Raw genomic sequence first — 26070 nt, 5'->3', positions numbered from 1 at the left:
CCCCGTCTCCCTGTCTCCCCGCCTCCCCGTCCCCCCGCCTCCTGCCCAGGTCACGCTCCGGAAGCAGTCCCCGCGGACACGGACCGCGAGCGTTTCTTTAGGCGGTCGATGGTGTACGGAGACATCGTGGTGGCGGCCGTGCCGGAGTCGGCGTGGCCGGTACCCACCCACCCGGTCGTGCCCGGCCTCGGGCAGGTCCCCGCCAGGAACCGGCAGTCGCGAGCAACAACCAAGGAGTGCGCAGCGTGTCCTCTCTCTTCCCGGCCCTCTCCCCGGCCCCGGCCGATCCCCCGGACGACCGCCCCGCCCTGCGGTTCGGCGAGCGCTCACTGACGTACGCCGGACTCGCCGCCGCGGCCGGTGCGACGGCCGGCAGGATCGGGGCCGCCGGACGGGTCGCCGTCTGGGCGGCCCCGGCGATGGAGACCGCCGTCGCCGTCGTGGCCGCGCTGCTGGCCGGAGTGCCCGCCGTACCGCTCAACCCGAAGTCCGGCGACAAGGAGCTCGCGCACATCCTGTCCGACAGCGAGCCGTCGCTCGTCCTGACGCCCCCGGGCAGCGAACTCCCGCCCGCCCTGGCCGCCCTGGAGCGCGTCGACGTCGACGTCCACGCCACCGGGCCCGTCCCCGAGGAGCACGCCGGCGACGGCGACCCCGCCCTGGTCGTCTACACGTCCGGCACCACCGGCCCGCCCAAGGGCGCCGTCATCCCCCGGCGCGCGCTCGCCGCGACCCTGGACGCGCTCGCCGACGCCTGGCGGTGGACCGGCGAGGACGTGCTGGTGCAGGGGCTGCCGCTGTTCCACGTGCACGGGCTGGTGCTGGGCATCCTCGGTCCGCTGCGGCGCGGCGGGTCGGTGCGGCACCTGGGCAGGTTCTCCACCGAGGGCGCGGCGCGCGAGCTGAACGACGGCGCGACCATGCTGTTCGGGGTGCCGACGATGTACCACCGGATCGCCGAGGCCCTGCCCGGCGACCCGGAGCTGGCGAAGGCGCTGACCGGGGCCCGGCTGCTGGTGTCCGGGTCGGCCGCGCTGCCCGTGCACGACCACGAGCGCATCGCCGCCGCGACCGGACGCCGGGTGATCGAGCGGTACGGCATGACGGAGACCCTCATGAACACCAGCGTCCGGGCGGACGGCGAGCCGCGTGCCGGGACCGTGGGCGTGCCGCTGCCCGGGGTGGAGCTGCGGCTCGTGGAGGAGGACGGCACGCCGATCGCGGCGCTGGACGGGGAGAGCGTCGGCGAGATCCAGGTGCGCGGCCCGAACCTGTTCACCGCGTACCTGAACCGCCCGGACGCCACCGCCGCCGCCTTCACCGAGGACGGTTTCTTCCGCACCGGCGACATGGCGGTGCGCGACCCCGACGGCTACGTCCGCATCGTCGGCCGCAAGGCCACCGACCTGATCAAGAGCGGCGGGTACAAGATCGGGGCCGGCGAGATCGAGAACGCGCTCCTCGAACACCCGGGGGTGCGGGAGGCCGCCGTCACCGGGGAGCCCGACCCGGATCTGGGCGAGCGGATCGTGGCGTGGATCGTGCCGGCCGACCCCCAGTCGCCGCCCGCCCCGGAGGTCTTGGCCGACCACGTCGCCGGGCGGCTCGCCCCGCACAAGCGGCCCCGTGCCGTCCGGTACCTCGACGTCCTCCCCCGCAACGACATGGGGAAGATCATGAAGCGGGCGCTGACCCATGACTGAGCGCCTGTCCGCACGCGAGTTCCTCGCCCTGCTCACCGACGACTTCACCGAACTGCCCCGTCCCGAGGGGCCCTGGGAGCCCGACGGCCCGCTCGGCTGGCACGGCTACGACGCCTCGCGCGCCCGCGCCGCCGACCGCACCGGCGAGGAGGAGTCCGTCGTCTGCGGCACCGCGCACGTCGAGGGCGCCCGGGCCGTGCTGCTCGCCTTCGAGTTCGGCTTCCTCGGCGGCTCCCTGGGCCGGCGGACCGGCGACCGGCTGGAGGCCGCGTACACGTACGCCCGGGAACACCGGCTGCCGGTCGTGCCGTTGGTCGCCACCGGCGGCAGCCGGATGCAGGAGGGGATGCTCGCGCTGACCCAGCTCCAGCGGGTGGCCCGGCAGTCGGCGCTCACCCGCGAGGCCGGGCTGCCGCAGATAGCCGTGCTGCGGGACCCGGCCACCGGGGGCGGCTGGGCGACCCTGGGCGCGGGCGCCGACGTGGTCCTCGCGCTGCCCGGCGCCCAGGTCGGCTTCGCCGGCTCGCGGGTCCGGCCCCCGGACGCCGACCCGGCGGCGTACACGGCCGAGGCGCAGGTGGCGGCGGGCAGCGCGGACGCCGTCGTACCGCCCGGTGAGCTGCGCGGCGCGCTGGGGCGGTGGCTGCGGCTGCTGACGGCGCCGTCCGGCGATCCCGCGCCGGTGCCCGCGCCGCTGGGCGCGAGGGACCTGCCGGCCGGCGGGTGGGACGCGGTCGTCCGGGCCCGCGCGCCCGAACGCCCCCGCGCCCGGACCTACCTGGACGCCTACTTCACGCACCGCGTCGCGCTCTCCGGCGACCGCTGCGGGGGCACGGACCCGGACGGCATGCTCTGCGGCTTCGGCGAGCACGCGGGGCGGACGGTCGCGTACGCCGCCCAGACGGGGACGGCCACCCGGCCCGCCGGGTACCGCACCGCGACCCGCCTGATCCGCCTCGCGGACCGGCTCGGCATCCCGGTGCTGACCCTGGTGGACACGCCGGGCGCGGCCAACGACGCGGAGGCGGAGCGGCAGGGGGTGGGCGCGGCGATCGCCGACCTGTTCGGCGCGGTGGCCTCGGTCCGCACCCCGGTCACCACGCTGGTGATAGGCGAGGGCGGCTCGGGCGGCGCGCTGGCGCTGGCCGCGCCCGGCAACACCTGGGCCACGCCGGACAGCTACTTCTCCGTCATCGCGCCGGAGCTCGCCGCCGCGATCCTGAAGCGCCCGCCCGAGGAGGTGCGGGCGACGGCCGGTCAGCTGCGGCTGCGGCCCCAGGACCTGGCCGAGCTGGGGGTGATCCGAACAGGCGATCAGATGTTCCCTGGAACAGGTGATCGTCGCTCAGAAGAGCGGATGTGACTGCCGGGACCAACGAGACTGACGGCGTGCGGGCAACGGGCTGCAGACCGTGGCCGACGCACATGTCCCACAACCGGTCCCACCATGCACAGCGCAAGGAGCTGCACGATCATGAACCTTCTCACCGACATCCTCGCCGGCCTCGCCCACTTCGTCGGCTGGCTGGTCTGACGGTCCGGGAGACACGACGGCGCCGCCTCCCCGTCCCAGGGAGGCGGCGCCGTCCGCGTGTCACCGCACGGCCACGGCCCGCACGATCTCCTGGGTGACCGAGCCGCCCCGGTCGTCACGTGCCGAGGCCCGCAGCGAGACGTGGCCGGCGCCGCGGGGCACGCTCAGCGTCCCGTACCAGGACGCCGCCCCGCCGCCGTCGCCGCTCAGCCGGACCCGCTGCCAGGTCGTCCCGTCGTCGTACGACACCTCCAGCGAGCCGCCGCCGACCGTCCCGGTGTCCGCGGCGCCCGCCACGTACCGCGCGCCGAGTCCGACCCGCAGCTTCCTCCCGCCGGGCACCTCGCCCGCGAGGTCGGTGCCGACGTCGAAGGAGAGGTTGATCAGGGGCAGGAAGGTCGGCCGGTCCTCCGGCGTGGCGGCCGAGCGGAAGGTCCACTCGGCGTGGCCCTTCGTCCCGTGCCTCCAGCGCCCCGGGTCGAGCGCGGTGTCGGTGACGAGCCGGTACGTGCGCTCGTCGGCCGGCGCGTCCCAGACGTAGGCGGCGGAACTCGGCCCCTGGTCGACCAGTTCGCCGTCCAGGTACACCGACGTCGTCTGCGACATCCCGCTGTCCTCGCTCCACACGTCGCCGAAGCCGGTGTGGTCGGGGCCGGAGTCGCCCCAGCCGGGGGCGTTGAACCGGAGCTGGTTGCCGGTGCGCTGCTGCCCCCAGCCGAGCCCGGTGCCGAGGTAGGGGTGCCAGACGGGCTTGAACCAGTCGAGCTCCGGGCGCGAGCCGCCCTCGTACCGGACCAGTCCGCCGCGCTGCTCCAGCGCGGCGCCGGCCCAGTCCACGGACTCGTGCCACAGCTGGCCGGGGCCGGTCGACACGTACTCGGTCCGCTCGACGGGGTAGTCGATCCGCTCCTTGAAGCCGAGGCCGACGGGGAAGCCGTCGGTGATCGAGTACCGGAACTCGCCGCCGCTCGCCGGCTCGGCGCCGTGGTACCGGGTGTGCACGGCGGCGAGGCCGCGTCTGCCGGGCTCGTAGGTCAGGTCCCGGTCGGGGATCGCGCCGGGGTGTCCCTCCGACAGGTCGTACACGTACGGCGTGTCGCGGGTGCCGGTCATGTCGACCCGGCCGGCCGCGCGCAGCCGGGCCGCGTCGGCTGCGGATACCGTGGCGATCTGGAGCGGCCGGTCGGCGTTGTCGTCCGTGCCCCACCACCGCATCAGCCGGCCGGGCGCGTCGTCGGTCACGAACAGCGCCTCGGCCCCCGCGTCCTGCGCGGCCCCGGCGAGGGCGGCCGGGTCGGTGCCGGCGGTGAGCCGGGCCAGGACCGCCTTGCCCCGGACGCCGGCGAACGGGCCGTCGCCGACGTCGGCCAGCGGCAGCCGCGTGCGGCCCTCGATCAGGGTGCCGCCCGGCTGGACCACGGCCTCGCCGATCCCCTTCACCTCCAACTGCGGCTTGCCCAGCCGCCACACGGTGCGGTACTCGAACTCGCCCTCGGTGACCTTCCCGGTGGGGGCGGCGAAGACGCTGTCGTACCTCAGGGGCACCTGGACCGCGCCGAACAGGTCGGCGCCGTTGGCGCTGCGGTCGTACTCCATGAGCAACTGCCGGGTCTCGGTGCGCCGGTCGACGTCCGCGCTGATCTCGCGCAGCTCACGGCCGTCGAGGGTGATCTCGCTGTCCCGGTCGAGGACGACCTCGGGCGCCGCGAGGAAACCGAGCCCCAGCGAGTCGGCGCCGTGGCTGCCGCGCACCTCGAGGAAGGTGGCCAGGCTGTACGAGCCGGGCGGCAGCCGCAGCCGCAGGGCGCCGGAGTCGCCGACGTACGCCGGAACGGGGTCCACGCCCCCGGCGAGCCGCTGGACCACCAGGTCTGCGGGGGCGGGGGCGCCCGCCCGGTCCTTGACGTGCACGGTGAGCGTGTACCGCTCCTCCTCCTTGACCAGCCCGAACACCGTGTGCGCGACGGGCGTGCCCCCGGCCGAGGCCACGATCCGCCCACTGCTGGTGCCGACCGGCGCCCCGGCCCCGTCGCCGGTGACGGTCGTCGAGGCCGTGCCGTGCGCGGGCACGGTGAGGGCGGTGTCGGCAAGGGTGGCGACACCCTCGGTCGCGCCCTGCACGGACAGGGTCAACTCGATGTCCGCGTCGGAGGAGTTGGTGTAGGTGACGGTCCGGGTGACCGGGTCGTCGCCGTCGTGGGGCCAGGAGTGGAAGCCGAGGTCGGCACGGCCCGTGGCGGTGACCTCGGCACCGATGGCCCCGGGCACGCTCACCCGGCCCGCGCCCAGCTCGTAGGCGGAGGCGTCGAGCCGCTTCGACGTGGACATCAGCGCGTCCTTGAGCTGCGCGCCGGTCCAGTCGGGGTGCTTCTGGGCGAGCAGCGCGGCCACCCCGGCGACGTGCGGCGTCGCCATCGACGTACCGCTCATGGAGGTGTAGTCACCGCTGCCCCCGCTGAGCCGGGAGCGGGCGGCGAGGACGTCGACGCCCGGGGCGGACAGGTCCGGCTTGAGCGCGTTGTCCCCGTGGCGGGGTCCGGCGCTGGTGAAGGAGGCCGCCTCGTCCGCGGAGTCGACGGCCCCGACGGTCAGGGCGGCGTCGGCGGCGCCGGGCGAGCCGATGGAGGAGGGGGCTCCGGTGTTGCCGGCGGCGATGACGAACAGGGCGCCGGTCTCACGGGACAGGGCGTTGACGGCCCGCGCCATCGGGTCGGTGCCGTCGCTGGGCTCGGTGGAGCCGAGGCTCATGGAGACGATGTCGGCGTCCACGTCCCGCGCGGCCCACTCCATGCCGGCGATGATCCCGGACTCGCTGCCCGTGCCCTGGTCGTCCAGGACCTTGCCCACGGCGAGCGTGGCGCCGGGCGCGACGCCCTTCTCCCTGCCGCCGGAGGCGGCGCCGCTGCCGCCCACGGTGGAGGCGACGTGGGTGCCGTGCCCGTGCCGGTCGGCCACCTCCTCCCCCGCCACGAAGCTCCGGCTCTGCTCGACCCGTCCGGCGAGGTCGGGGTGGCCGGCGTCCACGCCGCTGTCCAGCACGGCCACGGTGACGCCCTCGCCGGTCAGCCCGGCCTGCCAGGCCTCGGACGCGCCGATCTGCGCGGTGGACTCGGCCAGGGCGGCGGTGACCCGCCCGTCGAGCCACACGCCGTCGACGCCGGTGCCGCGCCGGGTGAACTCGCGCCAGAACGCCCGCCCCTTGCCGGCCTCGACGGCGGCCCCGCGCACACTGGGCAGCGCCCGCGTCCGCTCGGTCCCCTCCGGGGTGACGGCCCGCACGCCCTTGCCGTAGGTCACGATCAGCGGCAGCGCGCCGGTCTCGGTGTCCGCGAGCCCCTGCCCCAGCAACGCGTCGACGTCGAAGAGCCGTTCGTCGAGGGTGCCGGCGCGCAGGTACGGCAGTGCCTCGTCCGGTACGACGGTGGTCCGGCCGCCGGAGCTCTGGGTGCGCACGGCGCCGGTCACCCCCTCGGGCCGCTCGACCGTGACGGTTCTCTTCCCTCCGCCCAGGTCGGTGACGGTCACCCGGTCACCGGTGACGAGGGTGACGGTACGGGCGGAGGCTGCCGGTGGGCGGGCCGTGCCCCCGGGCGGTTCCTGCGCCGCCGCCGGGCCGGCCGGCAGCAGCGCGATCACGAGCCCCGCCGACAGGAGGGTCGCCCCGCGTCTGACAAGTGCGCCGCTCATGCACACCTCTCTTCAGGTCGTCGTGGAGTGCCGAGACGAGTGCCAGGAGGAGTCTCACGGGACCTGTGGCGCAAGGGGGTTGACCGAACCTGGCGGATTGGCGCCCCGGCGGGTTCCCGCCGACGGCGCCACGTGCCCCTGACGGAACGCGGGACACGGCCAAGTACCGTCCGTCACAATGGCTTTCCGCAAAGACACGGAGCACGGGGAGCGAGCGGCGCATGGACGGGTTGGTCGAGTTCAGAACGGAAGACGGCGCCCAGGTGGTCGTGGAGGGCCTGGACGACGAGGACGGCGCCCGGCTGGTCTCGCGCACGGACGGCCCGGCCCAGGCGGCCCGCACCTTCGAGGGCGCTCTGGAAGGCGTGCGGACCGCGGCCGTGTCCGCCTTGCGGGTCTTCCGGGACGGCGCGCTCCGACCCGACGCGGTGGAGCTGGAGTTCGGGGTCAAGCTCAGCGCGGAGGCGGGCGCCGTCATCGCGAAGGGCTCGGCGGAAGGCCACCTGGTGGTGAAACTGAGCTGGTCGCCCCAGTCGTCTACGACGCGTCCCCAGGACCCGGAAGCCGCCGCCCGGTCATGAACGGCGCGTGGCACGCCCGCATCGAGTGCGGCAACGAGGTCGGCGCCGGATTCCTCGTCTCCGCGCGCCGGTTGCTCACCTGCGCCCACGTGGTCAGGTGGTGCGACAGCGCGACGATCACGGCGAGCTTCCCCGGCCGCCGGGACCTGGGCGAGCTGAGGGCCACGGTCGCCGTCCACGGCGGCTGGCGGGCCGGCTCCGACGACCGCGGCGACCTGGCCGTGCTGGAACTGGAGTGCGAGGTGCCGCTCGCCCCGGCCGTCTTCGCCCCGCCCGGCGCCGCGCAGAGCGCGCCCGAGCTGGTCATCTACGGCTTCCCGAAGAAGTACGACGAGGGCACGCTCGCCTCCTACCGCGCCCTGCCCGGCCCGCTCATCGCCGACGAGTGGGCCCAGCTGGAGGCGCTCACGGCACACGGGCAGCCGCTGGCGGCCGGGTTCAGCGGCGCGGCGGTGACCCTGGCCGACGGCACGGTGGCCGGCATGGTCTCCTCGGTCGCGGGCGCCCGGGACGTACGCGTCGGCAGGATGCTGCCCGTGGAGGTCATGGCCCGCTACTGGCCGGAGCTCGGCGCCCTGGTGCCGACCCAGGGCCACCGGGCGGACGCCCGCAGGCGCCTGTACGCGCTGGTGCGCCGGGCCGAGGAGTCCGGCCTGACGTGCGATCCGAACCGGCTGTACGTCTCCGCCACGGACGCCTTCGACCCGCCGCCGCCGGAAGGGGGGTTCACCTCCCTGTGGGAGGCCGCCGCGTACGTGCAGTGGGAGGTGCCGGACCCGGGCGCCGTCGCCCGGTTCGCCGACCGCCTGGAGCGACTGCTGCACGCCCCGCCGCCGCGCCCCGCGACGTGGTCGCCGATCGTCGTCGAGATCGAGCACAGCGGCGCCGGCGCCGACCAGGTCACCGTCGAGGTGTCCGCCTACCGCGACGGGCAGCGCCGCCCGGTGGCCGCCCGCCGGCTGGCGCGCGGCGCGGTGCGCTCCTTCGTGCAGGAGCGCCTCGACGAGGCGTTCACGCAGCTCGACCCGGGCGCCGACGAGCTGCTCACCTTCGTGCTGCCGCGGGAGTGGCTGAACGAACCGGTGGCGCACTGGGAGTGCGGCGAGGACGACCCCACCCCGCTCGGCTGCGCCTACCCGCTCGTCGTCACCGACCGCTACCGCCACCGCAGCGGGCGGCTCCGCCACCAACTGCGCAAGAAGTGGCGGAAACTGGGGGTCAGCCCGGGCGCGACGCTGCACCGTGTCGACTGCGGTACCCGCGAGCGGCCGGCCGGCCTGCGCAAGCGGCTGCGGGACGACGCGGAGCTCGCCGGTTACGCCGCCCCGCCCGCAGCCGTGGAGGAGTACTTCGAGGTGGGGCTCAACGTCCCCGTGCCCGTACTGCTGTGGCCGCGCCGGGGATGCCCGGGCGGCGAGCACGACGGCCCCTGCTCCGGCACGGCGTTCCTCGACGAGCTCGCCGTGTCCGTGGCCGGTGTCCCGCCCTCCGAACTCCCCCGCCTGGTCATGGAACTGCGCGAGACCGCGGACGCTGACGACGACCCCGAGGAGCACTGGGCGAGGGACGTCCAGCTGCTGTGGGACGACCCCCACTGCTTCGCCGAACCCGCCGCCTGTCTGCAGTCGCCCGTCGGCTGAACCGCCCGCCGCACCGATCGCTCGGAGAGAAGAACCCATGCCCCTGTGGCCCGTCTACACCGGCGCACCGGCACCGCACGACGGCATCACCAAGCTGCCCCCTCCCCCGCCCTGGCGGGCCTTCGACGGCGGCCCCGTGCTCGACCCGCCGGACGAGGACGCCGACGCCTCCGCCACCTCCCCCGACCGCACCCACCGCGCCGCGACCTACCAGGCCACGGAGCACACGGTGCAGCTGGTCAACGCGGCCCTGTACCTGCGGCGCCCGCTGCTGGTCACCGGCCCGCCAGGCACCGGGAAGTCGTCCCTCGCCTACGCGGTCGCCCGCGAACTGCGGCTCGGCCCGGTCCTCAGGTGGAACATCACCAGCCGCAGCACGCTCCACGACGGCCTCTACACCTACGACCCGCTCTCCCGGCTGTACGCGGCGCGGCACGCCACCGAACGGCCCGACGGCCCCCCGGCCGACACGGGCATCGAGAACCACCTGCGCCTCGGCCCGCTCGGCACCGCCCTCCTCCCCTACGCCCGCCCCCGCGCCCTGCTCATCGACGAGATCGACAAGAGCGACCTGGACCTGCCCAACGACCTGCTGAACGTCCTGGAGGAGGGCCAGTACGAGATTCCCGAACTGGTCCGCGCCTCCCGGGACACCCCGGACCGGCGGGCGGAGGTGATGGTCGACGGCACCGACCAGCGGGTCCCGGTGGAACGCGGCCGGGTCCGCTGCAAGGCCTTCCCCTTCGTCGTCCTCACCAGCAACGGCGAGCGCGAGTTCCCGCCCGCCTTCCTGCGCCGCTGCGTCGCGCTGCGCCTGCGGCAGCCGGACGACGTCCACCTCGCCGAGATCGTCCGCGCCCACCTGGGCGAGCCCGACGCGTACGCGCGGCGGCTGATCAACCGGTTCCTGTCCCGGGTGGGCAGCGGTGACCTGGCCACCGACCAGCTCCTGAACGCCATCTACCTGGCCCGTGCCTCCGGTCTCGGCACCGACTCCCTCGACGAGCTCGCGGAGCAGTTGATGCCGTACCTGGGCCAGGCCCCGCAGCCGGATGCCTTCTGACCGCCCCGGCCCGCCGGCGCCGCTGCCCCGCCTGGCCGACATCCTGGCCCGGGCGGCTTCGGACGCGCGCCCGACCCCGCTGGAGCTGGCCGAACTCCTGTGGCTCGCCGGGCGGATGGAGCCCGACGGGGACACGGAGGCGCCGGCCGGGCCCCGCGGTCCGGCGCAGGCGGACGCCGACGGGCCGCCGCCGGCCGCGCCCCCGCGGCGGCCGGCGGAGCAGCAGGAGCGACGGGACCGGGGTGAGCGGCGGGACCCCCGCCGGCCGCGGGGCGACCGGGACGGGCGGGACCGGCGCGAGAAGCCGCCCCCCGCGCCCGAGGCGGCCCGCACCCCGCTGCGCCTGCCCTCCCCGGCCCCCGCCCGGGGGTCGGCGGCGACCGAACCCCACAGCTCCCTGCTGGCCCCCGCCCCGCCGATGCTGCGCCACCCCCTGGCGCTGCAGCGCGCCCTGCGGCCCCTGCAGCGCCGTACCGACGCGCCGCTCGGCCGGGTGGTGGACGAGCGGGCGACCGCCGACCGCATCGCCCGCCTGGGCGCCGACCCGCGCTGGTGGCTCCCGGTGATGCGCCCGGCGCGGGAACGCTGGCTGCGCCTGAACCTGGTGTACGACGCCGGACCCACGATGCCCGTCTGGCGGCCCTTCGTCCGCGAACTGCACACGGTGCTGGCCCAGTCGGGCGTCTTCCGCACGGTCGCCCTGCACCGGGCGGAGCCGGACGGCACGGTGGGGGGCGGCGGCGCCCACGCGCCCGCCGACGGCCGCACGGTCACCCTCCTGGTCAGCGACTGCATGGGTCCGCAGTGGCGCGAGGGCCCGGCCGGCACGCTCTGGTACACCACCCTGCGCCGCTGGGCGCGCCAGATGCCGCTGGCCGTCGTCCAGCCCCTGCCCGAGCACCTGTGGCGGGACACCGCCCTGCCCCCCGTCCCCGGGCGGCTGTCGGCACCGCACCGCGCCGCCGCCGACGCGACGCTCACCTTCCTCCCCTACGACACCACCGTCCCGTTCGGGCCGGAGGGGGCCGTGCCCGTCCCGGTGCTGGAGCCGGACCCGCGCTGGCTGGCCAACTGGGCGGCGCTGGTCGCGAGCCCGGGCGGCACCGAGCACCCCGGCGCGGCGGCCCCGCTGCACCGCCCGCTGCCCGCGGACGCCGACGACCGCACCGACCTCGCCGCGCTGTCCGCCGAGGAACTGGTGCTGCGCTTTCGGGCGACCGCGTCCCCGGAGGCGTTCCGGCTGGCCGGACACCTCGCGCTCGGGCGCCCGGACCTGCCGGTCATGCGTCTCGTGCAGGCCGCCGTCGAGCCGCACCCGCGCCCCCAGCACCTGGCCGAGGTGATCCTCAGCGGCATGCTCACGTCCGTCGCCGGACCGGCCGGTTCCTACGCCTTCCGTCCCGGCGTCCGCGACCTCCTGCTGCGCGGCCTGCCCCGCACCGCCCGCAGCCGCACCCGTGAACTGCTGCTGCGGACCGGCGGGCTGATCGACGAGCGCGCGGGTCGCTCGCCCGGCGAGTTCACCGCGCTGGTCCCGTCCCCCCAGGGCACCGTGCGGGCCGCGCGGACCGAGGGGGTCGCGGAGATCAGCCGGGAGAGCGCGCACCGGCTGGCCCACCTGGAGCGGACGCCGGCCGCCTCGCCCCTCCCGCCGGGGCTGGCCGGCCGCTACCGGCCGCTGCGACGGCTCACGCCCACCGGCCGTGTGTGGCTGGCCGAGGACCGGACCGGGAACCGGACGGTGACGATCCGGCTGCACGAGGCGCTCACCGACCGCGCGCGCCGCGAGGCGTTCCTGCGCGCCGCGAGGCTCCTGAAGGGGATCAGCCACCGCAACGTGGTGGCCGTCCACGACGTCGGCATCGAAGACGGCATCCCGTACGTCGTCATGGAGCACCTCGACGGCATCGCCCTGAACACCCTCACGCGGTCCTACGGTCACCGGCTTCCGGCGCCGTTGACCGTGTCGGTCGGGACCCAGCTGGCCCGCGCGCTCGCCGCCGTGCACGAGGCGGGCGTCACGCACGGCGCGCTGGAGACGTCCCGGGTGGTGCTCCTGCCGGACGGGAGGGTCCGGCTCAGTCTCTTCGAACCGGGCCTGACACACGGGCCCGCCGGGCGTTCCGGGGACCTGCGGGCCCTGTGCGAGGTGCTGCTGCGGCTGACGTCGGGCACGTCGCACGTGACGGTCCCGGTCGACTCCCGCCACCTCGACCGTCTGCCGGAGAGCCTGCGGATGCAATACGCGCACGCCTTCGACCAGCTGATGTCCCCCTCCGCGACGACACAGGCCCGGGGCCGGGAGAGGCTCACGCACCCGGTGCTGTCGACACGGGCGCGGGAGGCCTACCGGCGGCGCCGGTACCGCGTCCTGGGCCCGCTGCGGGTCGACCTCCCCGACGGCACCCCCGGCCTCGATCCGGACGTCCGCGCGCTGCTCGCCGTGCTCCTCCTCAAGCACGGCCGCACGGTGACGCACGACGAGCTGCGGTGGGGGCTGTGGGACCCGGGCGACGAGCCGAGGAACCCGCGCGCCGAGCTGACCCGCCTCGCGGACCGACTGGCGGCCGTGCTGGGCCCGGGCGTGCTGGCGAGGCCGGCCCACGGCTACGCGGTGCACACCAGCGCGGACTACGTGGACGTCGTGCACTGCGACTACCTGGTGCGGCGTGCCGACATGGCCCGGCTGGAGGGCTCGCTCACCGACGCCCGCGACCGGGTCGCCGAGGCACTGGCCCTGTGGAGCGGGGAGGAACCGCTGGCGGACGTGCCCGGCCCGGCCGCCCGCACCGCCCGCACCCGCCTGCAGCGGCTCCGCCTCGCCCTGTACACCAAGCGCGCCGAGATCGACCTGGCCCTCGGCTGGTACGACCGCGCGTCCACCGACCTGGCCGGCCTGCTGCGTGCCCACCCGCACCGCGAGGACTTCCGCCGCCTGTACCTGATCGCGCTGCGCGGCCAGGGACGGGCCGAGGAGGCCCTGGAGGTGTACGAGGAGTACGAGCTGTCCGGAGGCCGGAGCCCGGCTCTGGTGGCGCTGGGCCGGGAACTGCGCGAGGAGCACGAGCCGGCGGACCAGCGCCCGTGGCCGGAGTACGCGGAGCCGGACACGGACGGGGCCGGCGGCGTCGTGTCCGCGCCGGACGAACTTCCGGAGGGCCCCTTTCCCACCGAGGACGCCCTGTGGACACCCCTGCTGGAGGAGCCGGAGGACCAGGAGGACCCGTACGGATCGGCCGAGCCGTACGGACCAGGCGAGGCGGCCGGGCGAGGCGAGGCGGCCGGGGAGCCGCCGGCAGGCCCGCTCGCCGGGAGCGGCGCATGGGGAGGCGGCCCGGACGACGACGTCGCCCACGGGACGGCCCCGGAGACCGCGGAGGCCACGGACGACGACGCGGAGGACGACGCCGGCCTCGACACCGAGTTCCGCGACTGCGCCCGCTACGCGTTCGCCGACGGCCCCCGGGGCGACGAGGCCCACGCGGCCCTGCGCGGCGTGGTCGCGGAGCTGCTGGCGGACAGCGGGCTCGACGCTGACGCCTACCGGCTCCGGGACGACCAGGACGGCGTCCTCGTGCTGCTGGAACCGCGGGTGGAGGCCTCCCGCCTGCTGCGGGCCACCGTGGAGGGACTGTCCGGGCGGCTGGCTCACGTGGGCGGCCTGCGGCTGCGGGCGGACTTCTGGCAGGCGGAGTTCCGGCCGGACGGCACCGAGGCGCAGGCCTTCCGCGCCGACGCCGCATCGGTCGACGCGGCCCTGGACACCTCCGGCGCACAGGCGGTCGTCGCCCTCTCGGACTCCCTCTACCACGACGTGGTGTACGAGGAGGGCCCGGACGGCCCCGCCCTCGCGCCGGACGGGTTCCGGCCGCTGGGCGACCGCACCGGCTGGTACCGGCCGGTCGACGGTGCCGGGGGTCCCGGGGCGACGGAGCAGGCCGACGGCGCGGTGCGCGGGCCGTTCCCGATGCCGTCGGGCGGCTGGGTGCCCGTCCCCCGCGACGCGTCGCGGACCGTGGTCCTGCGGCTGCCCGGCGGTGATCTCGTCCTGCCGGACTCCCCCCGGGTGCGGTCGGCGCCCGGGCCGTCCCGTGCGGCCTGGCAGTACTTCGAGGTCGACCTGTCCGAGCAGGTCCTCCCCACGGAGCTGCCCGGGGTCGACGCGGTGTGGCGCGTGGTGGACCCGGTGCGGGCCGTGGCCGGGCGGCACACCGACCCGCGCGCCGTGATCGCGGAACGGACCGCGGGCCCCCTCGCCGCGGTCCGGGAGGGCCGTACCTTCGACCTCGGGCGGGTGGACGTGCCCGGATACGACGTCCGGTGGTCCTCCGGCCCGCGGTCCGAGCGTGCCCCGGCCCCGGCCGGCGTCCGTGCCCGGGCCCGCCGCACGGCGGCCTCCCCCGCGGAGCTGATCGCCGGCGCCCGCTGTGTGCTCCTCGGCTTCGACGACGTGCTGGCCCGGCTGTACCGGCCCGCCGCGGAGCGGGAGGCGCTGCTGGACATCGCACGCCTCGTCGTGGAGGAGCGTGACCCCGAGGACGCGCTGGCCGGGGTCCCGCTGCCCCGGGCCGCGTCGGAGGGGTACGCCGGCACCCTCGACTTCGTCCGGGCGCTCGCCGGACACCGGCTCGCCCCGGACGTGAGCCGCCGGCTCGAACGGCACGAAAAGCGCGCGGCGCGCACCGCCCGGGCGACCCCCCTGGCCGGCCGGCTGATCCAGGCGCTGGACACCCGCGGGGTGCCCACCGCCGTGGTGACCGACCGGGCACCGGCCCCGGTCGCCGCGCATCTGCGGCGGCGAGACCTGATGGACCGTCTCCCGGGCGGGGTCCACGGCCGGGACGCCGGTCTCACCCGCCTCATGCCCGACCCGGACGTCCTCCACCGGGCCCTGGAGCGGCTCGGCGCCCCGGCCGACGCGTGCGTGCTGATCGGTTCCTGCGTCGCCGAACAGTCCGCCGCGCGCGCGATCGGTCTGCCGTTCGTCGGCTACTGGCGCAGCGAACGCGTCCGGCGGGAACTGCGGGCCGCGGACGGCGACGCACTCCTCGTACCGGATCTGCGTCCCCTGCTCACCGCCGCCGAGGGCCGCTGACCACACCCCCCGTTCGGCGGCCCCCCGCCCGGCCCCCTCCAGAAGGCGCCCGCTGCGGCTTCGGCGCACGATGCCGGGGAGGCCGCCCACCGGGCGGTCCGCACGGTCCGCGCTCTCGGGAGGATCTGCATGACCGCCAGTACCGCCAGTCTGGAGCAGCTGCGCCGCTGCCACTTCGCCGTCGACCTGGGCGCGGCGCGGACCCGCGTGTACGTCAAAGGTGTCGGGCTCGTCGTGGACCAGCCGTCCGCCGCCGCGGTCAACACCCGCACCGGCGCGCTCATCGCGGTCGGTGAGTTCGCGGAGCGGATGACGGGCCGCACCCCCGCCTACATCCGCGTCGTGCGGCCCGTCTCCGGCGGCACGGTCGTCGACATCGAGATGGCCCAGCGCATGCTGCGGCACCTGCTCGGTGACAAGATGCGCCGCACCCTGCGCCGCAAGCCCCGGCTGCGCGCCGCCGCCTGCACCCCGCACGACGCCGATCCGCTGGCCCGCCGGGCGGCGATCGAGACGCTGGTCGGGCTCGGCGCGCGCCGCGTGGAACTCGTCGACACGCTGATCGCCGCGGCGGTCGGCTGCGGACTGCCCGTGGAGCGGCCCGAGGCGACCATGGTCATGGTCTGCGGGGCGCACGCCACGCAGGTCGCGGTGCTCTCCCTCGGCTCGATCGTGTGCGCCGAGCGGATCCCGGTCGGCGGTGAGGCCGTGGACCACGCGATCGTGCAGCACCTGCGCCACCAGCACGAGCTGCTGCTGCCCAGCCAGTCCGTGCGACCGCTCCAGGTCGCCCTGTCCGGCAACGGGCTGACCCCGCAGGGCCCGGTGTCCACCGAGATCCACGGACGGGACGTGGCGACCGGGCTCCCCCGCAGCGTCCAGGTGGACACCGCCGCCGTGCGCGACGCCATCCAGACACCGCTGACGGCCGTGCTCGACGGCATCGGCAAGGTGCTGCGGGTCTGTCCCCCCGATCTGGTCGCGGACCTCGCCGACCGCGGGATCATGATGGTCGGCGGGAGCGCGCTGCTGCCCGGCTTCGACCAGATGCTGCGTCAGGCCACCGGCATGCCGGTGCACATCGCGGAGCGGCCCGACGTGTGCGCGGTCCAGGGCCTCGGCACCATGCTGGAGGGCGGGATCGAGCCGCTGGCCCTGCACCCGACGTCGTCCGACTGACCCCCGCCCTGTCCCCTGCCACCTGTCCTCTGCCACCTGTCCTCTGTCCCCTGCCACCTGTCCCATCACCCTCACCGGGAACCGGCCGCATGACCGCGCAGCCCGCCGGGCCCGCGCCCCGGCTGACCCGCCTCCTCGACGCGGTCCTGGGGGTCGGCGCCGACCTCGACCTGCGCAGCACCCTGCGGCACGTCGTGGACGGCGCCGTCGAGCTGACCGGCGCCGCCTCGGCGACCCTGCCCCCCGCCGCCCCCGGCCGGGACGGCCTCACCGAGATCCGCGCGGCGACGGCGACAGCTACGGGACGACGGTCGTGTGGCGGTCACCCCTGTGAGCGCGTCCGGGCGCGGCGGCACCACTCGGTGCCGGGCGGGCGGCGCGCGAGCGGACGGGCGGCCCGCAGCGGGGGCCCGGAGCGGGCGGGTGGCGCGCGAGCGGGCGCGCGGCACCCGCCCGGGCGGCGCCTTTACCCACCCATGGGCCGGTCATTCCCCGCCCCGGGTGTAGTCCGCCGTCCGACGGGCAGGCGCACCGTCAGCGCAGCCGGCCACCGACACCCGGCCCCGGTCCCCCGGCCGGACCGGCAGCCGGGCGGCTGTGGGACGTCGCGGACGTCTGTCAGGGACCGACGAAGGACGAAAGACGGACAAGGCGGGTGACATGACCTCAGCGGCACCACCACGTCCGGCGGGGAGGCCGGCCATCCTGGTCATCGACGGCCATGTGGACGCGGGCCGGGCGCTGCTCGTCCCGCGGGGAGAACTCGTCCACGGATGCGCGGACATCCTGGCCGAGGCCCTGGCCACGCTGCCGGCCGAGGGCGTCGGCCGGGTCGACCTGGACATGCGCGGCGTGGTGTTCATGGACAGGGCCGGGCTGCGGTTCCTGGACCTGCTGGACGGCTACAGCCACCGGCGGGCGGTGCGGGCCACCGCGACGAACTGGCACGGCCAGCCGCTGCGGCTCCTGGAGCTGGCCGGCCTGGACACCACCGACCCCCTGCGCGCCACGGCCCACCGCCCGGAGCCGCCGCCCGCACCGGAGCCCTGCGCGGCCCCCGCCGAGCGGCTGCACGTCCTGGAGGAGGAGGTGGAGCAGCTGCGCCGGGCCCTCGCCTCCCGCCCGGTCATCGACCAGGCGCGGGGCGTGCTCATGGCCCTGCACGCCTGCACCCCGGACGAGGCGTGGCACATCCTGCGGGAGGCCTCCCAGCTGTCCAACACCAAGCTGCGCGTGGTCGCCGCGGCGGTCACCGCCGGCGCCGAGAACGACGGCCCGGCTCCGCCGCCCGAGGTGCGGGCGGCTCTGCGCACGGCGCTGGACCGGCTCGGGCGCTGAGAGCCCGCCCCGAGGACGCCGGAGGACCCGCTGATCCCTCCGGCGGTGGTGTGGTGCGTCCGCCGGCCGGGGTACTCGGCGCGGAACACGTCCGGCAGCAGGAGGCGCCACGATGAGTGAACCGAACGAGCAGAGCGAGCGGACCCCGTCCCAGGCGGAGGGCGAACGCGACGACGAGCAGGGCGCCCCGGAGCGCCAGGACCCGCCGCACACCACTCCCTCCCAGGCGGAGGGCGAGCGGGACGACGAGGACGCCGTGGAGGACGCGGGCGGTCCGTAGCCCGCGCCGCCACCGGGCCAGAAGGTTTCTGCAGAGGTGGCGCGAAGTGGGGCGGGTGGGACTCGAACCCACGGCCGACGGATTATGAGTCCGCTGCTCTAACCGGCTGAGCTACCGCCCCATAGCGGCGTGTCGCGTACACGTGTGCGCGCCGTCTGCCGCAGCATAGCCGCTCATACGATCTCCTGCCTCGGATGGTCGGCTTCCACGGCTGCCTTCATGACCTTGAGGACTCCGCAGCGTGCCGCGCGGTTCCCGGGAGTCGCCAGGAGCCCGCCGGAAGACCACCGGACGCGCCCAGGGCAGGGAACCGGACATGAAAAAGGACCCCGACGGGGTCCTCGTTCACGATGCTCCCCCGACTGGACTCGAACCAGTAACCTGCCGGTTAACAGCCGGCTGCTCTGCCAATTGAGCTACGGAGGACCGAGCTCCCCCGACTGGACTCGAACCAGTAACCTGCCGGTTAACAGCCGGCTGCTCTGCCAATTGAGCTACGGAGGAATGTCTCGTTGCATCGAACGCACCTACCTGGGTATTCGCCAGGGGGCGCGCGCTCGCTGCGACACATACATTAGCGCAAGCAGGGGGGTGCTTCGCCAATCGGTACTCCCCGACACCGGAAAGCCAGGGCAAGGGAAGGGTGGCCGCCATGCGGTACCGGCTCACGTTCGTCGTCGGACTCGCGGTTGGTTACGTGCTGGGCGCGAAGGCCGGGCGCGAACGTTACGAGCAGTTGCGGAAGTCCGCGCGGCAGGTCGCGCAGAACCCGGCGGTCCGCAACACCGCGGAGTCGGCGGCTCAGCAGGGACGGCACTTCGCCGACAAGGCCTACCACGTGGTGAGCGACAAGGTCGGCGACCGGATGCCCGACTCCGTGGCCCAGCGGGTCCGCTCGCTGCGCGAACGGAGCACGAACGGCAGCGGTCCGGACGACTGGGGCACCAGCAACACCTGACGCGGGTGCCCCCACCCGGTACGGACACCCCTCCCGGTGCGGCAGAATTTCGGGCATGGGGATAGTCGCCGGGTTGGACAGTTCGCCCGATTTCACTCGTATCGTCGTCTGCGATTCGGACACGGGTGCCGTGCTGCGGCAGGGCTACGCACCGCATCCCGTGGAGAGCCCCGAAGGCGGGGGCCGTCCCTCGGACGTCGACCCGCAGGCCTGGCTCCTGTCCCTCGGGGAGGCCGCCGGCGGCGGCCTCCTGGAGGGTGTCCAGGCCATCGGTGTCTCGGCGCAGTCGAACTCGGTCGTGCCGCTGGACGCGCAGGGCAACACCGTGCGCCCGGCCATGGTGGGCGGCGACAAGCGCGCCCAGGTGGCGGCGGCCGACCTGATCGACGCGCTCGGCGGGCGTGAGGCGTGGGCGCAGGCCGTGGGCTCGGTGCCGCAGGCCGCGCAGCCGGTGACCAAGCTGCGGTGGCTGGCGAGGACCGAGCCCGAGGCCGCCGCGCGGACCGCCGTACTGCTCCAGGCGCACGACTGGCTGGTGTGGCAGCTGCTCGGACGGCCGGTCAGGAGGACCACCGACCGGGGCGGGGCGTCCGGGACCGGCTACTGGTCGGCGGCGACCGGCGGTTACCGGCCCGACCTGGTCGAGCTGGCGCTCGGGCACCAGGTGATGCTGCCGGAGGTGATCGGCCCGGCCGACGCGGCCGGTACGACGCCGGAGGGGCTGCTGATCTCCGCCGGGACCGGCGAGACCCAGGCCGCCGCCTTCGGGCTCGGGATCGGGCTGGGCGACGCGGTGGTGTCGCTGGGCGCCTCCGGGTCCGTCATGGCCGTGCACACCGAGCCGCTCGTCGACCAGTCCGGGATGATCACCGCCCTGGCGGACGCCACCGGCATGCACCTGCCGGTCGTCACCACGCTGAACGCCGTACGCACCCTGCGCGGCGCGGCGGAACTGCTCGGCGTACCGGACCTGGAGAGCCTGTCCGAACTGGCGATGAAGTCGACGCCGGGCGCGCACGGACTGGTGCTGCTGCCCTACCTGGAGGGCGAGCGCACGCCGCACCTCCCCCACACGGCCGGGACGCTCGCCGGGCTCAGGCGCGAGTCGATGCGGCCGGAGCACCTGGCGCGGGCCGCGTTCGAGGGCATGCTGTGCGGTCTCGCCGACGCCCTCGACGTGCTGCGCGGCCGGGGTGTGGACGTACGGCGGGTGTTCCTGCTGGGCGCGGCGGCCGAGTTGCCGGCCGTGCGGGCGGCGGCGCCCGCCCTGTTCGGCACCCAGGTCGTCGTGCCGCAGCCGGCGGACTACGCGGCGATCGGCTCGGCCCGGCAGGCGGCGTGGGCGCTGGGCGTGTCCCAGGGCACGCTGGACCCGCGCACTCCCCCGGTCTGGCAGGGCGCGGTCGCGCAGGTGCTGGAGCCGGGCGAGGAACTGGCGGTGGGGCAGGCGGTGCGGCAGCAGTTCGTGACGGTGCGGGAGCAGACGCATCCGGGGGCGCTGCGCGTGTGAGGGGCGCTCGCGTGCCGCTCCCAGGGCCGGAATTCGGCGTGCCGTCGGGTTAATCGGTTGAGGTAAAGCGGGTGGCGTGTCCGACGATGGGGGCAGGGGCAACCGCCCGCCCCTGTCGCCGACTCCGAGAGACCCAGCGTGCTCATACGACTCCTGCGGGCCCATCTCCGGCCCTACCAGAAACCCATCGCCCTGCTGGTGGCACTGCAGTTCGTGCAGACCTGCGCCACCCTCTACCTGCCGACCCTGAACGCGGACATCATCGACGAGGGTGTCGTGCGGGGTGACTCCGGCTACATCCTCGGCCACGGCACCCTGATGACCGGCATCTCGCTGGTCCAGGTGGTGTGCAACATCGGTGCCGTCTACTACGGGGCCCGGACGGCGTCCGCGCTCGGCCGGGACGTGCGGGGTGCCGTCTTCGACCGCGTGCAGTCCTTCTCGGCGCGGGAGGTCGGCAGGTTCGGCGCGCCCTCGCTGATCACCCGGACGACGAACGACGTCCAGCAGGTCCAGATGCTGGCCCTGATGACGTTCACGCTGATGGTGTCGGCGCCCATCATGTGTGCCGGCGGCATCGTGCTGGCCCTCGGCCTGGACGTGCCGCTGTCCGGGGTGCTGGTCGCGGTCGTGCCGCTGCTGGCCGTCTGCGTCACGCTGATCGTCCGGCGGCTGCGCCCGCTGTTCCGGGCCATGCAGGACCGGCTGGACACGGTGAACCGGGTGCTGCGCGAGCAGATCACCGGCAACCGCGTCATCCGTGCCTTCGTCCGGGACGAGTACGAGCAGCAGCGGTTCCGGAAGGCCAACGCGGATCTCACGGAGGTGGCGCTGGGCGCCGGCAACCTGCTCGCGCTGATGTTCCCGGTGGTCATGACGGTGGTGAACCTGTCGTCGATCGCCGTGGTGTGGTTCGGCGCGCACCGGATCGACAGCGGCGGGATGCAGATCGGCGACCTCACCGCGTTCCTCGCCTATCTGCTGCAGATCGTCATGTCCGTGATGATGGCCACGTTCATGTTCATGATGGTGCCGCGCGCGGAGGTGTGCGCCGAGCGGATCCAGGAGGTCCTGGAGACCGAGAGCAGTGTGGTGCCGCCCCTGGCGCCGGTCACCGAGCTGCGCCGGCACGGGCACCTGGAGGTCCGGGGTGCCGGGTTCCGTTATCCGGGGGCCGAGGAGCCGGTGCTGAGGAACGTCGAGCTGGTGGCCCGGCCGGGCGAGACGACCGCCGTCATCGGCTCGACCGGCAGCGGCAAGTCCACGCTGCTCGGTCTGGTCGCCCGCCTGTTCGACGCCACCGACGGCGCGGTGCTGGTCGACGGGGTGGACGTACGGACCGTCGACCCGAAGGTGCTGGCCCGGGTCGTCGGGCTGGTGCCGCAGAAGCCGTATCTCTTCGCGGGCACCGTCGCGACCAACCTGCGGTACGGCAATCCGGACGCCACGGACGAGGAGCTGTGGCACGCGCTGGAGGTGGCCCAGGCCAAGGAGTTCGTGTCCCTGCTGGAGGGCGGGCTCGACGCGCCGATCGCGCAGGGCGGCACCAATGTGTCGGGGGGCCAGCGCCAACGCCTCGCCATCGCCCGGACCCTGGTCCAGCGTCCGGAGATCTACCTCTTCGACGACTCCTTCTCCGCCCTCGACTACGCCACCGACGCCGCGCTCCGCGCCGAGCTGGGCCGGGAGACGGCCGAGGCCACCGTGGTGATCGTGGCCCAGCGGGTGGCGACCATCCGGGAGGCGGACCGGATCATCGTGCTGGACGAGGGGCGGGTGGTCGGCGCGGGCCGGCACCACGAGCTGATGGCGGACAACGAGACCTACCGGGAGATCGTGCTCTCCCAGCTGACGGAAGCGGAGGCCGCCTGATGGCCGGACCTGCGGGTCGCATGATGGCCGGGGGCGGCCCCGACCAGCGCTCGATGGACTTCAAGGGGTCGGGCACACGGCTCGTCGCCCGGTTCCGGCCGGAGCGGGTGACCATCTGCGTGCTGTTGGCGTGCGTGGTCGTCAGCGTCGCCCTCAGCGTGGTCGGACCGAAGATCCTCGGCCGGGCCACCGACCTGGTCTTCGCGGGGATCGTCGGGCGGGACATGCCGTCCGGGGCCACCAGGGAAGAGGTCCTGGACTCCCTGCGGGAACGCGGGGACACCAAGGTCGCCGACATGCTCGGCGGTACGGACTTCACCCCGGGCGAGGGCATCGACTTCACCGCCGTGGGGCACGTACTGCTGCTGGCGCTCGCGACGTTCGTGGGCGCCGGTCTGCTGATGGCGGTGGCCACGCGGCTGGTGAACCGCGCCGTCAACCGGACGATGTTCCGGCTGCGGGAGGACGTGCAGACGAAGCTGTCGCGGCTGCCGTTGTCGTACTTCGACAAGCGGCAGCGCGGTGAGGTGCTGAGCCGGGCGACGAACGACATCGACAACGTCGGGCAGACGCTCCAGCAGTCGATGGGCCAGCTGATCAACTCGCTGCTCACCGTCATCGGCGTGCTGGCGATGATGTTCTACGTCTCCTGGCTCCTGGCCCTGGTCGCCCTGGTGACCGTCCCGCTGTCGTTCGTGGTCGCCACGCGCGTGGGCAAGCGGTCGCAGCCGCAGTTCGTGCGGCAGTGGCGCTCGACGGGGCAACTGAACGCGCACATCGAGGAGATGTACACCGGGCACACGCTGGTGAAGGTCTTCGGGCGTCAGGAGGAGTCGGCGAAGCAGTTCGCCGAGCAGAACGAGGCGCTGTACGAGGCCGGGTTCAGGGCGCAGTTCAACAGCGGCATCATGCAGCCGCTGATGATGTTCGTGTCGAACCTGAACTACGTGCTCGTCGCGGTGGTGGGCGGCCTGCGGGTGGCGTCGGGCGCGCTGTCCATCGGTGACGTGCAGGCGTTCATCCAGTACTCCCGTCAGTTCTCGATGCCGCTGACGCAGGTCGCGTCGATGGCGAACCTGGTGCAGTCGGGCGTGGCGTCGGCGGAGCGGATCTTCGAGCTGCTGGACGCGGAGGAGCAGTCGGCGGACCCGGTCCCCGGTGTCCGGCCCGAGAAGCTGCGCGGGCGGGTGGAGCTGGAGCACGTGTCGTTCCGCTACGACCCTCGCAAGCCGCTGATCGAGGACCTGTCGCTGACGGTCGAGCCGGGCCACACGGTCGCCATCGTCGGTCCGACGGGAGCCGGGAAGACGACGCTCGTCAACCTGCTGATGCGGTTCTACGAGGTGTCCGGCGGGCGGATCACCCTGGACGGCGTCGACATGGCGACGATGTCCCGCGACGAGCTGCGGGCCGGCATCGGCATGGTGCTCCAGGACACGTGGCTGTTCGGCGGCACCATCGCGGAGAACATCGCCTACGGGGCGTCCCGCGAGGTCACCCGCGGGGAGATCGAGGAGGCGGCGCGGGCCGCGCACGTCGACCGGTTCGTGCGGACGCTGCCCGACGGCTACGACACCGTGATCGACGACGAGGGTACGGGGGTGAGCGCCGGTGAGAAGCAGCTCATCACCATCGCGCGGGCCTTCCTGTCCGACCCGGTGATCCTGGTCCTCGACGAGGCGACGTCGTCCGTGGACACGCGGACCGAGGTGCTGATCCAGAAGGCGATGGCCAAGCTGGCGCACGGGCGGACGTCGTTCGTGATCGCGCACCGGCTGTCGACGATCCGGGACGCGGACGTGATCCTGGTGATGGAGAACGGGTCCATCGTCGAGCAGGGCACGCACAGCGAGCTGCTGGCGGCGCAGGGCGGGTACGCGCGCCTGTACGCGGCGCAGTTCGCGCAGGCGGTCGCCGAGGTCGACTGACCTGTCGGCCACGCAGGAAGGCGCGGGGGACCGGACGCGATGGCGGACCACAGCGGGGGGAACCGGGCCGGGAACCGGGCGGCCGGAGGCGGACGCGCCGTCGGCCGGCGCCGCCGGCACCGGGGGCCGGTCGGGCTCCGGCGGCCGGTCGGGCTCCGGGGGCGCTGTGGCTGCCGACCGGGGTCGCCCCGCGCATCGGCCTCGGGCGGCCGAGCGGCGACCCGGACCTGGGCCCCGCGCTCGGGTGCGGGCTCGGCCTCGGGCTCGGATGCGGGTGCGGGCTCGGGCTCGGCCTCGGGCTCGGACGCGGGTGCAGGCTCGGGTGCGGGCTCGGCCTCGGGCTCGGACGCGGGTGCGGGCTCAGGTGCGGGTGCGGGCTCGGGCTCGGGTGCGGCGTGGCGATCGGCGCCGGCGCCGGCGCCCGGAAGCGGGCGGCGGGCCGGGCTCAGTCCAGGTAGCCCCGCAGCTGGTCCGCGAAGGCGTGGTCGCGGAGTTTGTTGAGGGTCTTGGACTCGATCTGCCGGATGCGCTCCCGGGTGACGCCGAAGAGGTGGCCGATCTCCTCCAGGGTGCGCGGGCGGCCGTCGGCCAGGCCGTAGCGGAGCTGGACGACCTTGCGCTCGCGTTCGCCGAGGGTGGACAGGACCGCCTCCAGGTGCTCGCGCAGCAGCAGGAACGCGGCCGACTCGACGGGGCTGGCGGCGTCGCCGTCCTCGATCAGGTCGCCGAGGGCGACATCGTCCTCCTCGCCGACCGGGGCGTGCAGGGAGACCGGCTCCTGGGCGAGGCGCAGTACCTCCCGGACGCGTTCGGGGGCCAGGTCCAGATGGGCGGCGACCTCCTGCGGGGTCGGCTCGTAGCCGCGTTCCTGGAGCATGCGGCGCTGGACGCGGACGACCCGGTTGATCAGCTCCACGACGTGGACGGGGACGCGGATGGTGCGGGCCTGGTCGGCCAGGGCCCGGGACATGGCCTGGCGGATCCACCAGGTGGCGTAGGTGGAGAACTTGTAGCCGCGGGCGTAGTCGAACTTCTCCACGGCCCGGATCAGGCCCAGGTTCCCCTCCTGGACCAGGTCGAGCATGGTCAGTCCGCGTCCGACGTAACGTTTGGCCACGGAGACGACGAGCCGCAGGTTCGCCTCGATCAGGCGGCGTTTGGCGACGCGGCCCATGACGACGAGCCGGTCGAGGTCCTGGGCGAGCCGGCTGTCCAGGTCGGTGGCGAGCCGCAGCTTCTCCTCGGCGAACAGCCCGGCCTCCACGCGGCGGGCGAGGTCCACCTCCTCGGCCGCGGTGAGCAGCGGGATCCTGCCGATCTCCCGCAGGTACTGGCGGAACAGGTCGGAGGAGGGCCCGCCGGTCTCCGTGCGGGTGGGTGACGGGTCGGCGGGCCGGGGAGCCTCGGCGGGGTCGTCGGCGGGGTCGTCGGCGAAGTCGCCGGGATGCCCGGCCGCTTCGGGGGCGTCCGCCGCGGGCGGCTCGTCCGGCCGGTTCTCGGGGTGGTGCACGGCGCGGTGCTGCGGGGGCACCGCGCCGAGGACCACGCTGTCGGCGTCCGGCTCCGCGCCGTCGGCACGCGCGGCGGACTGGGTGAGGGTCTGGGTCTGCACGGGGGCGACCTCCAGGATGGACGCTGCCGGCGGGGGTGGCAGCGGTACTTCGGGAGCGGAGTCGGCTCGCTCACCGCTGTCCGTCCCGTA

At 74.9% G+C, this 26070-nt stretch carries 15 protein-coding genes and 3 tRNA genes; 13 read left to right on the top strand and 5 right to left on the bottom strand.

The window, feature by feature from the left end; translation table 11 throughout:
• The first annotated feature begins 245 nt into the window (after positions 1-245).
• Positions 246-1703 (top strand): acyl-CoA synthetase, encoded by a 1458-nt coding sequence (locus tag KUM32_RS31240; RefSeq protein WP_217145329.1) that lies wholly within the window; start codon positions 246-248, stop codon positions 1701-1703.
• Entirely contained in the window at positions 1696-3066 is a 1371-nt protein-coding gene (locus tag KUM32_RS31235) for a carboxyl transferase domain-containing protein (protein ID WP_217145328.1), read from the top strand. The genes KUM32_RS31240 and KUM32_RS31235 overlap by 8 nt, the downstream gene beginning before the upstream one ends.
• A 231-nt stretch (positions 3067-3297) precedes the next feature.
• On the opposite strand, the gene KUM32_RS31230 is transcribed toward KUM32_RS31235, so the two are convergent.
• Positions 3298-6924: a S8 family serine peptidase gene (locus KUM32_RS31230; protein WP_217145327.1), complete on the bottom strand. Its 3627-nt coding sequence runs from the start codon at positions 6922-6924 to the stop codon at positions 3298-3300.
• Positions 6925-7145: 221 nt separating this feature from the next.
• On the opposite strand from KUM32_RS31230, the gene KUM32_RS31225 reads away from it, so the two are divergent.
• The 7 genes from KUM32_RS31225 (at position 7146) to KUM32_RS31195 (ending at position 18100) form a co-directional block, all read left to right on the top strand.
• Entirely contained in the window at positions 7146-7505 is a 360-nt protein-coding gene (locus KUM32_RS31225; RefSeq protein WP_217145326.1) for a CU044_2847 family protein, read from the top strand.
• Positions 7502-9145, top strand: coding sequence for a trypsin-like peptidase domain-containing protein (locus KUM32_RS31220; protein ID WP_217145325.1), 1644 nt, complete (start codon positions 7502-7504; stop codon positions 9143-9145). Before KUM32_RS31225 ends, KUM32_RS31220 begins: the two co-directional genes overlap by 4 nt.
• Positions 9146-9182: 37 nt before the next feature.
• Complete coding sequence (locus KUM32_RS31215) at positions 9183-10208, top strand: MoxR family ATPase (RefSeq protein ID WP_217145324.1); 1026 nt, start codon at positions 9183-9185, stop codon at positions 10206-10208.
• Positions 10198-15303: an SAV_2336 N-terminal domain-related protein gene (locus KUM32_RS31210; protein ID WP_217145323.1), complete on the top strand. Its 5106-nt coding sequence runs from the start codon at positions 10198-10200 to the stop codon at positions 15301-15303. Before KUM32_RS31215 ends, KUM32_RS31210 begins: the two co-directional genes overlap by 11 nt.
• Before the next feature lie 129 nt (positions 15304-15432).
• On the top strand, positions 15433-16482 hold the full coding sequence (locus tag KUM32_RS31205) for a rod shape-determining protein (RefSeq protein WP_217145322.1): 1050 nt from the start codon (positions 15433-15435) through the stop codon (positions 16480-16482).
• Positions 16483-17142: 660 nt separating this feature from the next.
• On the top strand, positions 17143-17820 hold the full coding sequence (locus tag KUM32_RS31200; protein WP_217145321.1) for an ANTAR domain-containing protein: 678 nt from the start codon (positions 17143-17145) through the stop codon (positions 17818-17820).
• 112 nt (positions 17821-17932) lie between these two features.
• On the top strand, positions 17933-18100 hold the full coding sequence (locus KUM32_RS31195; protein WP_217145320.1) for a hypothetical protein: 168 nt from the start codon (positions 17933-17935) through the stop codon (positions 18098-18100).
• A gap of 47 nt (positions 18101-18147) precedes the next feature.
• On the opposite strand, the gene KUM32_RS31190 is transcribed toward KUM32_RS31195, so the two are convergent.
• The 3 genes from KUM32_RS31190 to KUM32_RS31180 form a co-directional block, all read right to left on the bottom strand.
• A tRNA-Ile gene (locus KUM32_RS31190) sits at positions 18148-18221 on the bottom strand.
• Between the two features lie 232 nt (positions 18222-18453).
• A tRNA-Asn gene (locus tag KUM32_RS31185) sits at positions 18454-18526 on the bottom strand.
• Positions 18527-18531: 5 nt separating this feature from the next.
• A tRNA-Asn gene (locus KUM32_RS31180) sits at positions 18532-18604 on the bottom strand.
• A gap of 148 nt (positions 18605-18752) precedes the next feature.
• Here KUM32_RS31180 and KUM32_RS31175 point away from each other — a divergent pair.
• The 4 genes from KUM32_RS31175 (at position 18753) to KUM32_RS31160 (ending at position 24368) form a co-directional block, all read left to right on the top strand.
• Positions 18753-19058 (top strand): YtxH domain-containing protein, encoded by a 306-nt coding sequence (locus KUM32_RS31175; protein ID WP_217145319.1) that lies wholly within the window; start codon positions 18753-18755, stop codon positions 19056-19058.
• 55 nt (positions 19059-19113) lie between these two features.
• Positions 19114-20568, top strand: coding sequence for an FGGY-family carbohydrate kinase (locus KUM32_RS31170; RefSeq protein WP_217145318.1), 1455 nt, complete (start codon positions 19114-19116; stop codon positions 20566-20568).
• Positions 20569-20706: 138 nt separating this feature from the next.
• Positions 20707-22440, top strand: coding sequence for an ABC transporter ATP-binding protein (locus tag KUM32_RS31165; RefSeq protein WP_217145317.1), 1734 nt, complete (start codon positions 20707-20709; stop codon positions 22438-22440).
• Complete coding sequence (locus KUM32_RS31160) at positions 22440-24368, top strand: ABC transporter ATP-binding protein (protein ID WP_217145316.1); 1929 nt, start codon at positions 22440-22442, stop codon at positions 24366-24368. Before KUM32_RS31165 ends, KUM32_RS31160 begins: the two co-directional genes overlap by 1 nt.
• A 445-nt stretch (positions 24369-24813) precedes the next feature.
• Here the strand turns inward: KUM32_RS31160 and KUM32_RS31155 are convergent, their stop codons facing one another.
• Positions 24814-25980, bottom strand: a complete 1167-nt coding sequence (locus KUM32_RS31155; RefSeq protein ID WP_374227577.1) for an RNA polymerase sigma factor — start codon at positions 25978-25980, stop codon at positions 24814-24816.
• Positions 25981-26070: the final 90 nt, after the last annotated feature.

Source organism: Streptomyces sp. AC627_RSS907 (genome assembly GCF_019049165.1).
This window is presented reverse-complemented; position numbering and strand designations above follow the sequence as displayed.

What these genes read in the sequence shown, in the direction of transcription:
- KUM32_RS31225 (WP_217145326.1), top strand. Translation starts at nt 7,146, where the DNA reads ATGGACGGGTTGGTCGAGTTCAGAACGGAAGACGGCGCCCAGGTGGTC.
- KUM32_RS31230 (WP_217145327.1), bottom strand. Translation starts at nt 6,924, where the DNA reads ATGAGCGGCGCACTTGTCAGACGCGGGGCGACCCTCCTGTCGGCGGGG.
- KUM32_RS31235 (WP_217145328.1), top strand. Translation starts at nt 1,696, where the DNA reads ATGACTGAGCGCCTGTCCGCACGCGAGTTCCTCGCCCTGCTCACCGAC.
- KUM32_RS31170 (WP_217145318.1), top strand. Translation starts at nt 19,114, where the DNA reads ATGGGGATAGTCGCCGGGTTGGACAGTTCGCCCGATTTCACTCGTATC.
- KUM32_RS31220 (WP_217145325.1), top strand. Translation starts at nt 7,502, where the DNA reads ATGAACGGCGCGTGGCACGCCCGCATCGAGTGCGGCAACGAGGTCGGC.
- KUM32_RS31195 (WP_217145320.1), top strand. Translation starts at nt 17,933, where the DNA reads ATGAGTGAACCGAACGAGCAGAGCGAGCGGACCCCGTCCCAGGCGGAG.
- KUM32_RS31200 (WP_217145321.1), top strand. Translation starts at nt 17,143, where the DNA reads ATGACCTCAGCGGCACCACCACGTCCGGCGGGGAGGCCGGCCATCCTG.
- KUM32_RS31160 (WP_217145316.1), top strand. Translation starts at nt 22,440, where the DNA reads ATGGCCGGACCTGCGGGTCGCATGATGGCCGGGGGCGGCCCCGACCAG.
- KUM32_RS31215 (WP_217145324.1), top strand. Translation starts at nt 9,183, where the DNA reads ATGCCCCTGTGGCCCGTCTACACCGGCGCACCGGCACCGCACGACGGC.
- KUM32_RS31210 (WP_217145323.1), top strand. Translation starts at nt 10,198, where the DNA reads ATGCCTTCTGACCGCCCCGGCCCGCCGGCGCCGCTGCCCCGCCTGGCC.
- KUM32_RS31175 (WP_217145319.1), top strand. Translation starts at nt 18,753, where the DNA reads ATGCGGTACCGGCTCACGTTCGTCGTCGGACTCGCGGTTGGTTACGTG.
- KUM32_RS31205 (WP_217145322.1), top strand. Translation starts at nt 15,433, where the DNA reads ATGACCGCCAGTACCGCCAGTCTGGAGCAGCTGCGCCGCTGCCACTTC.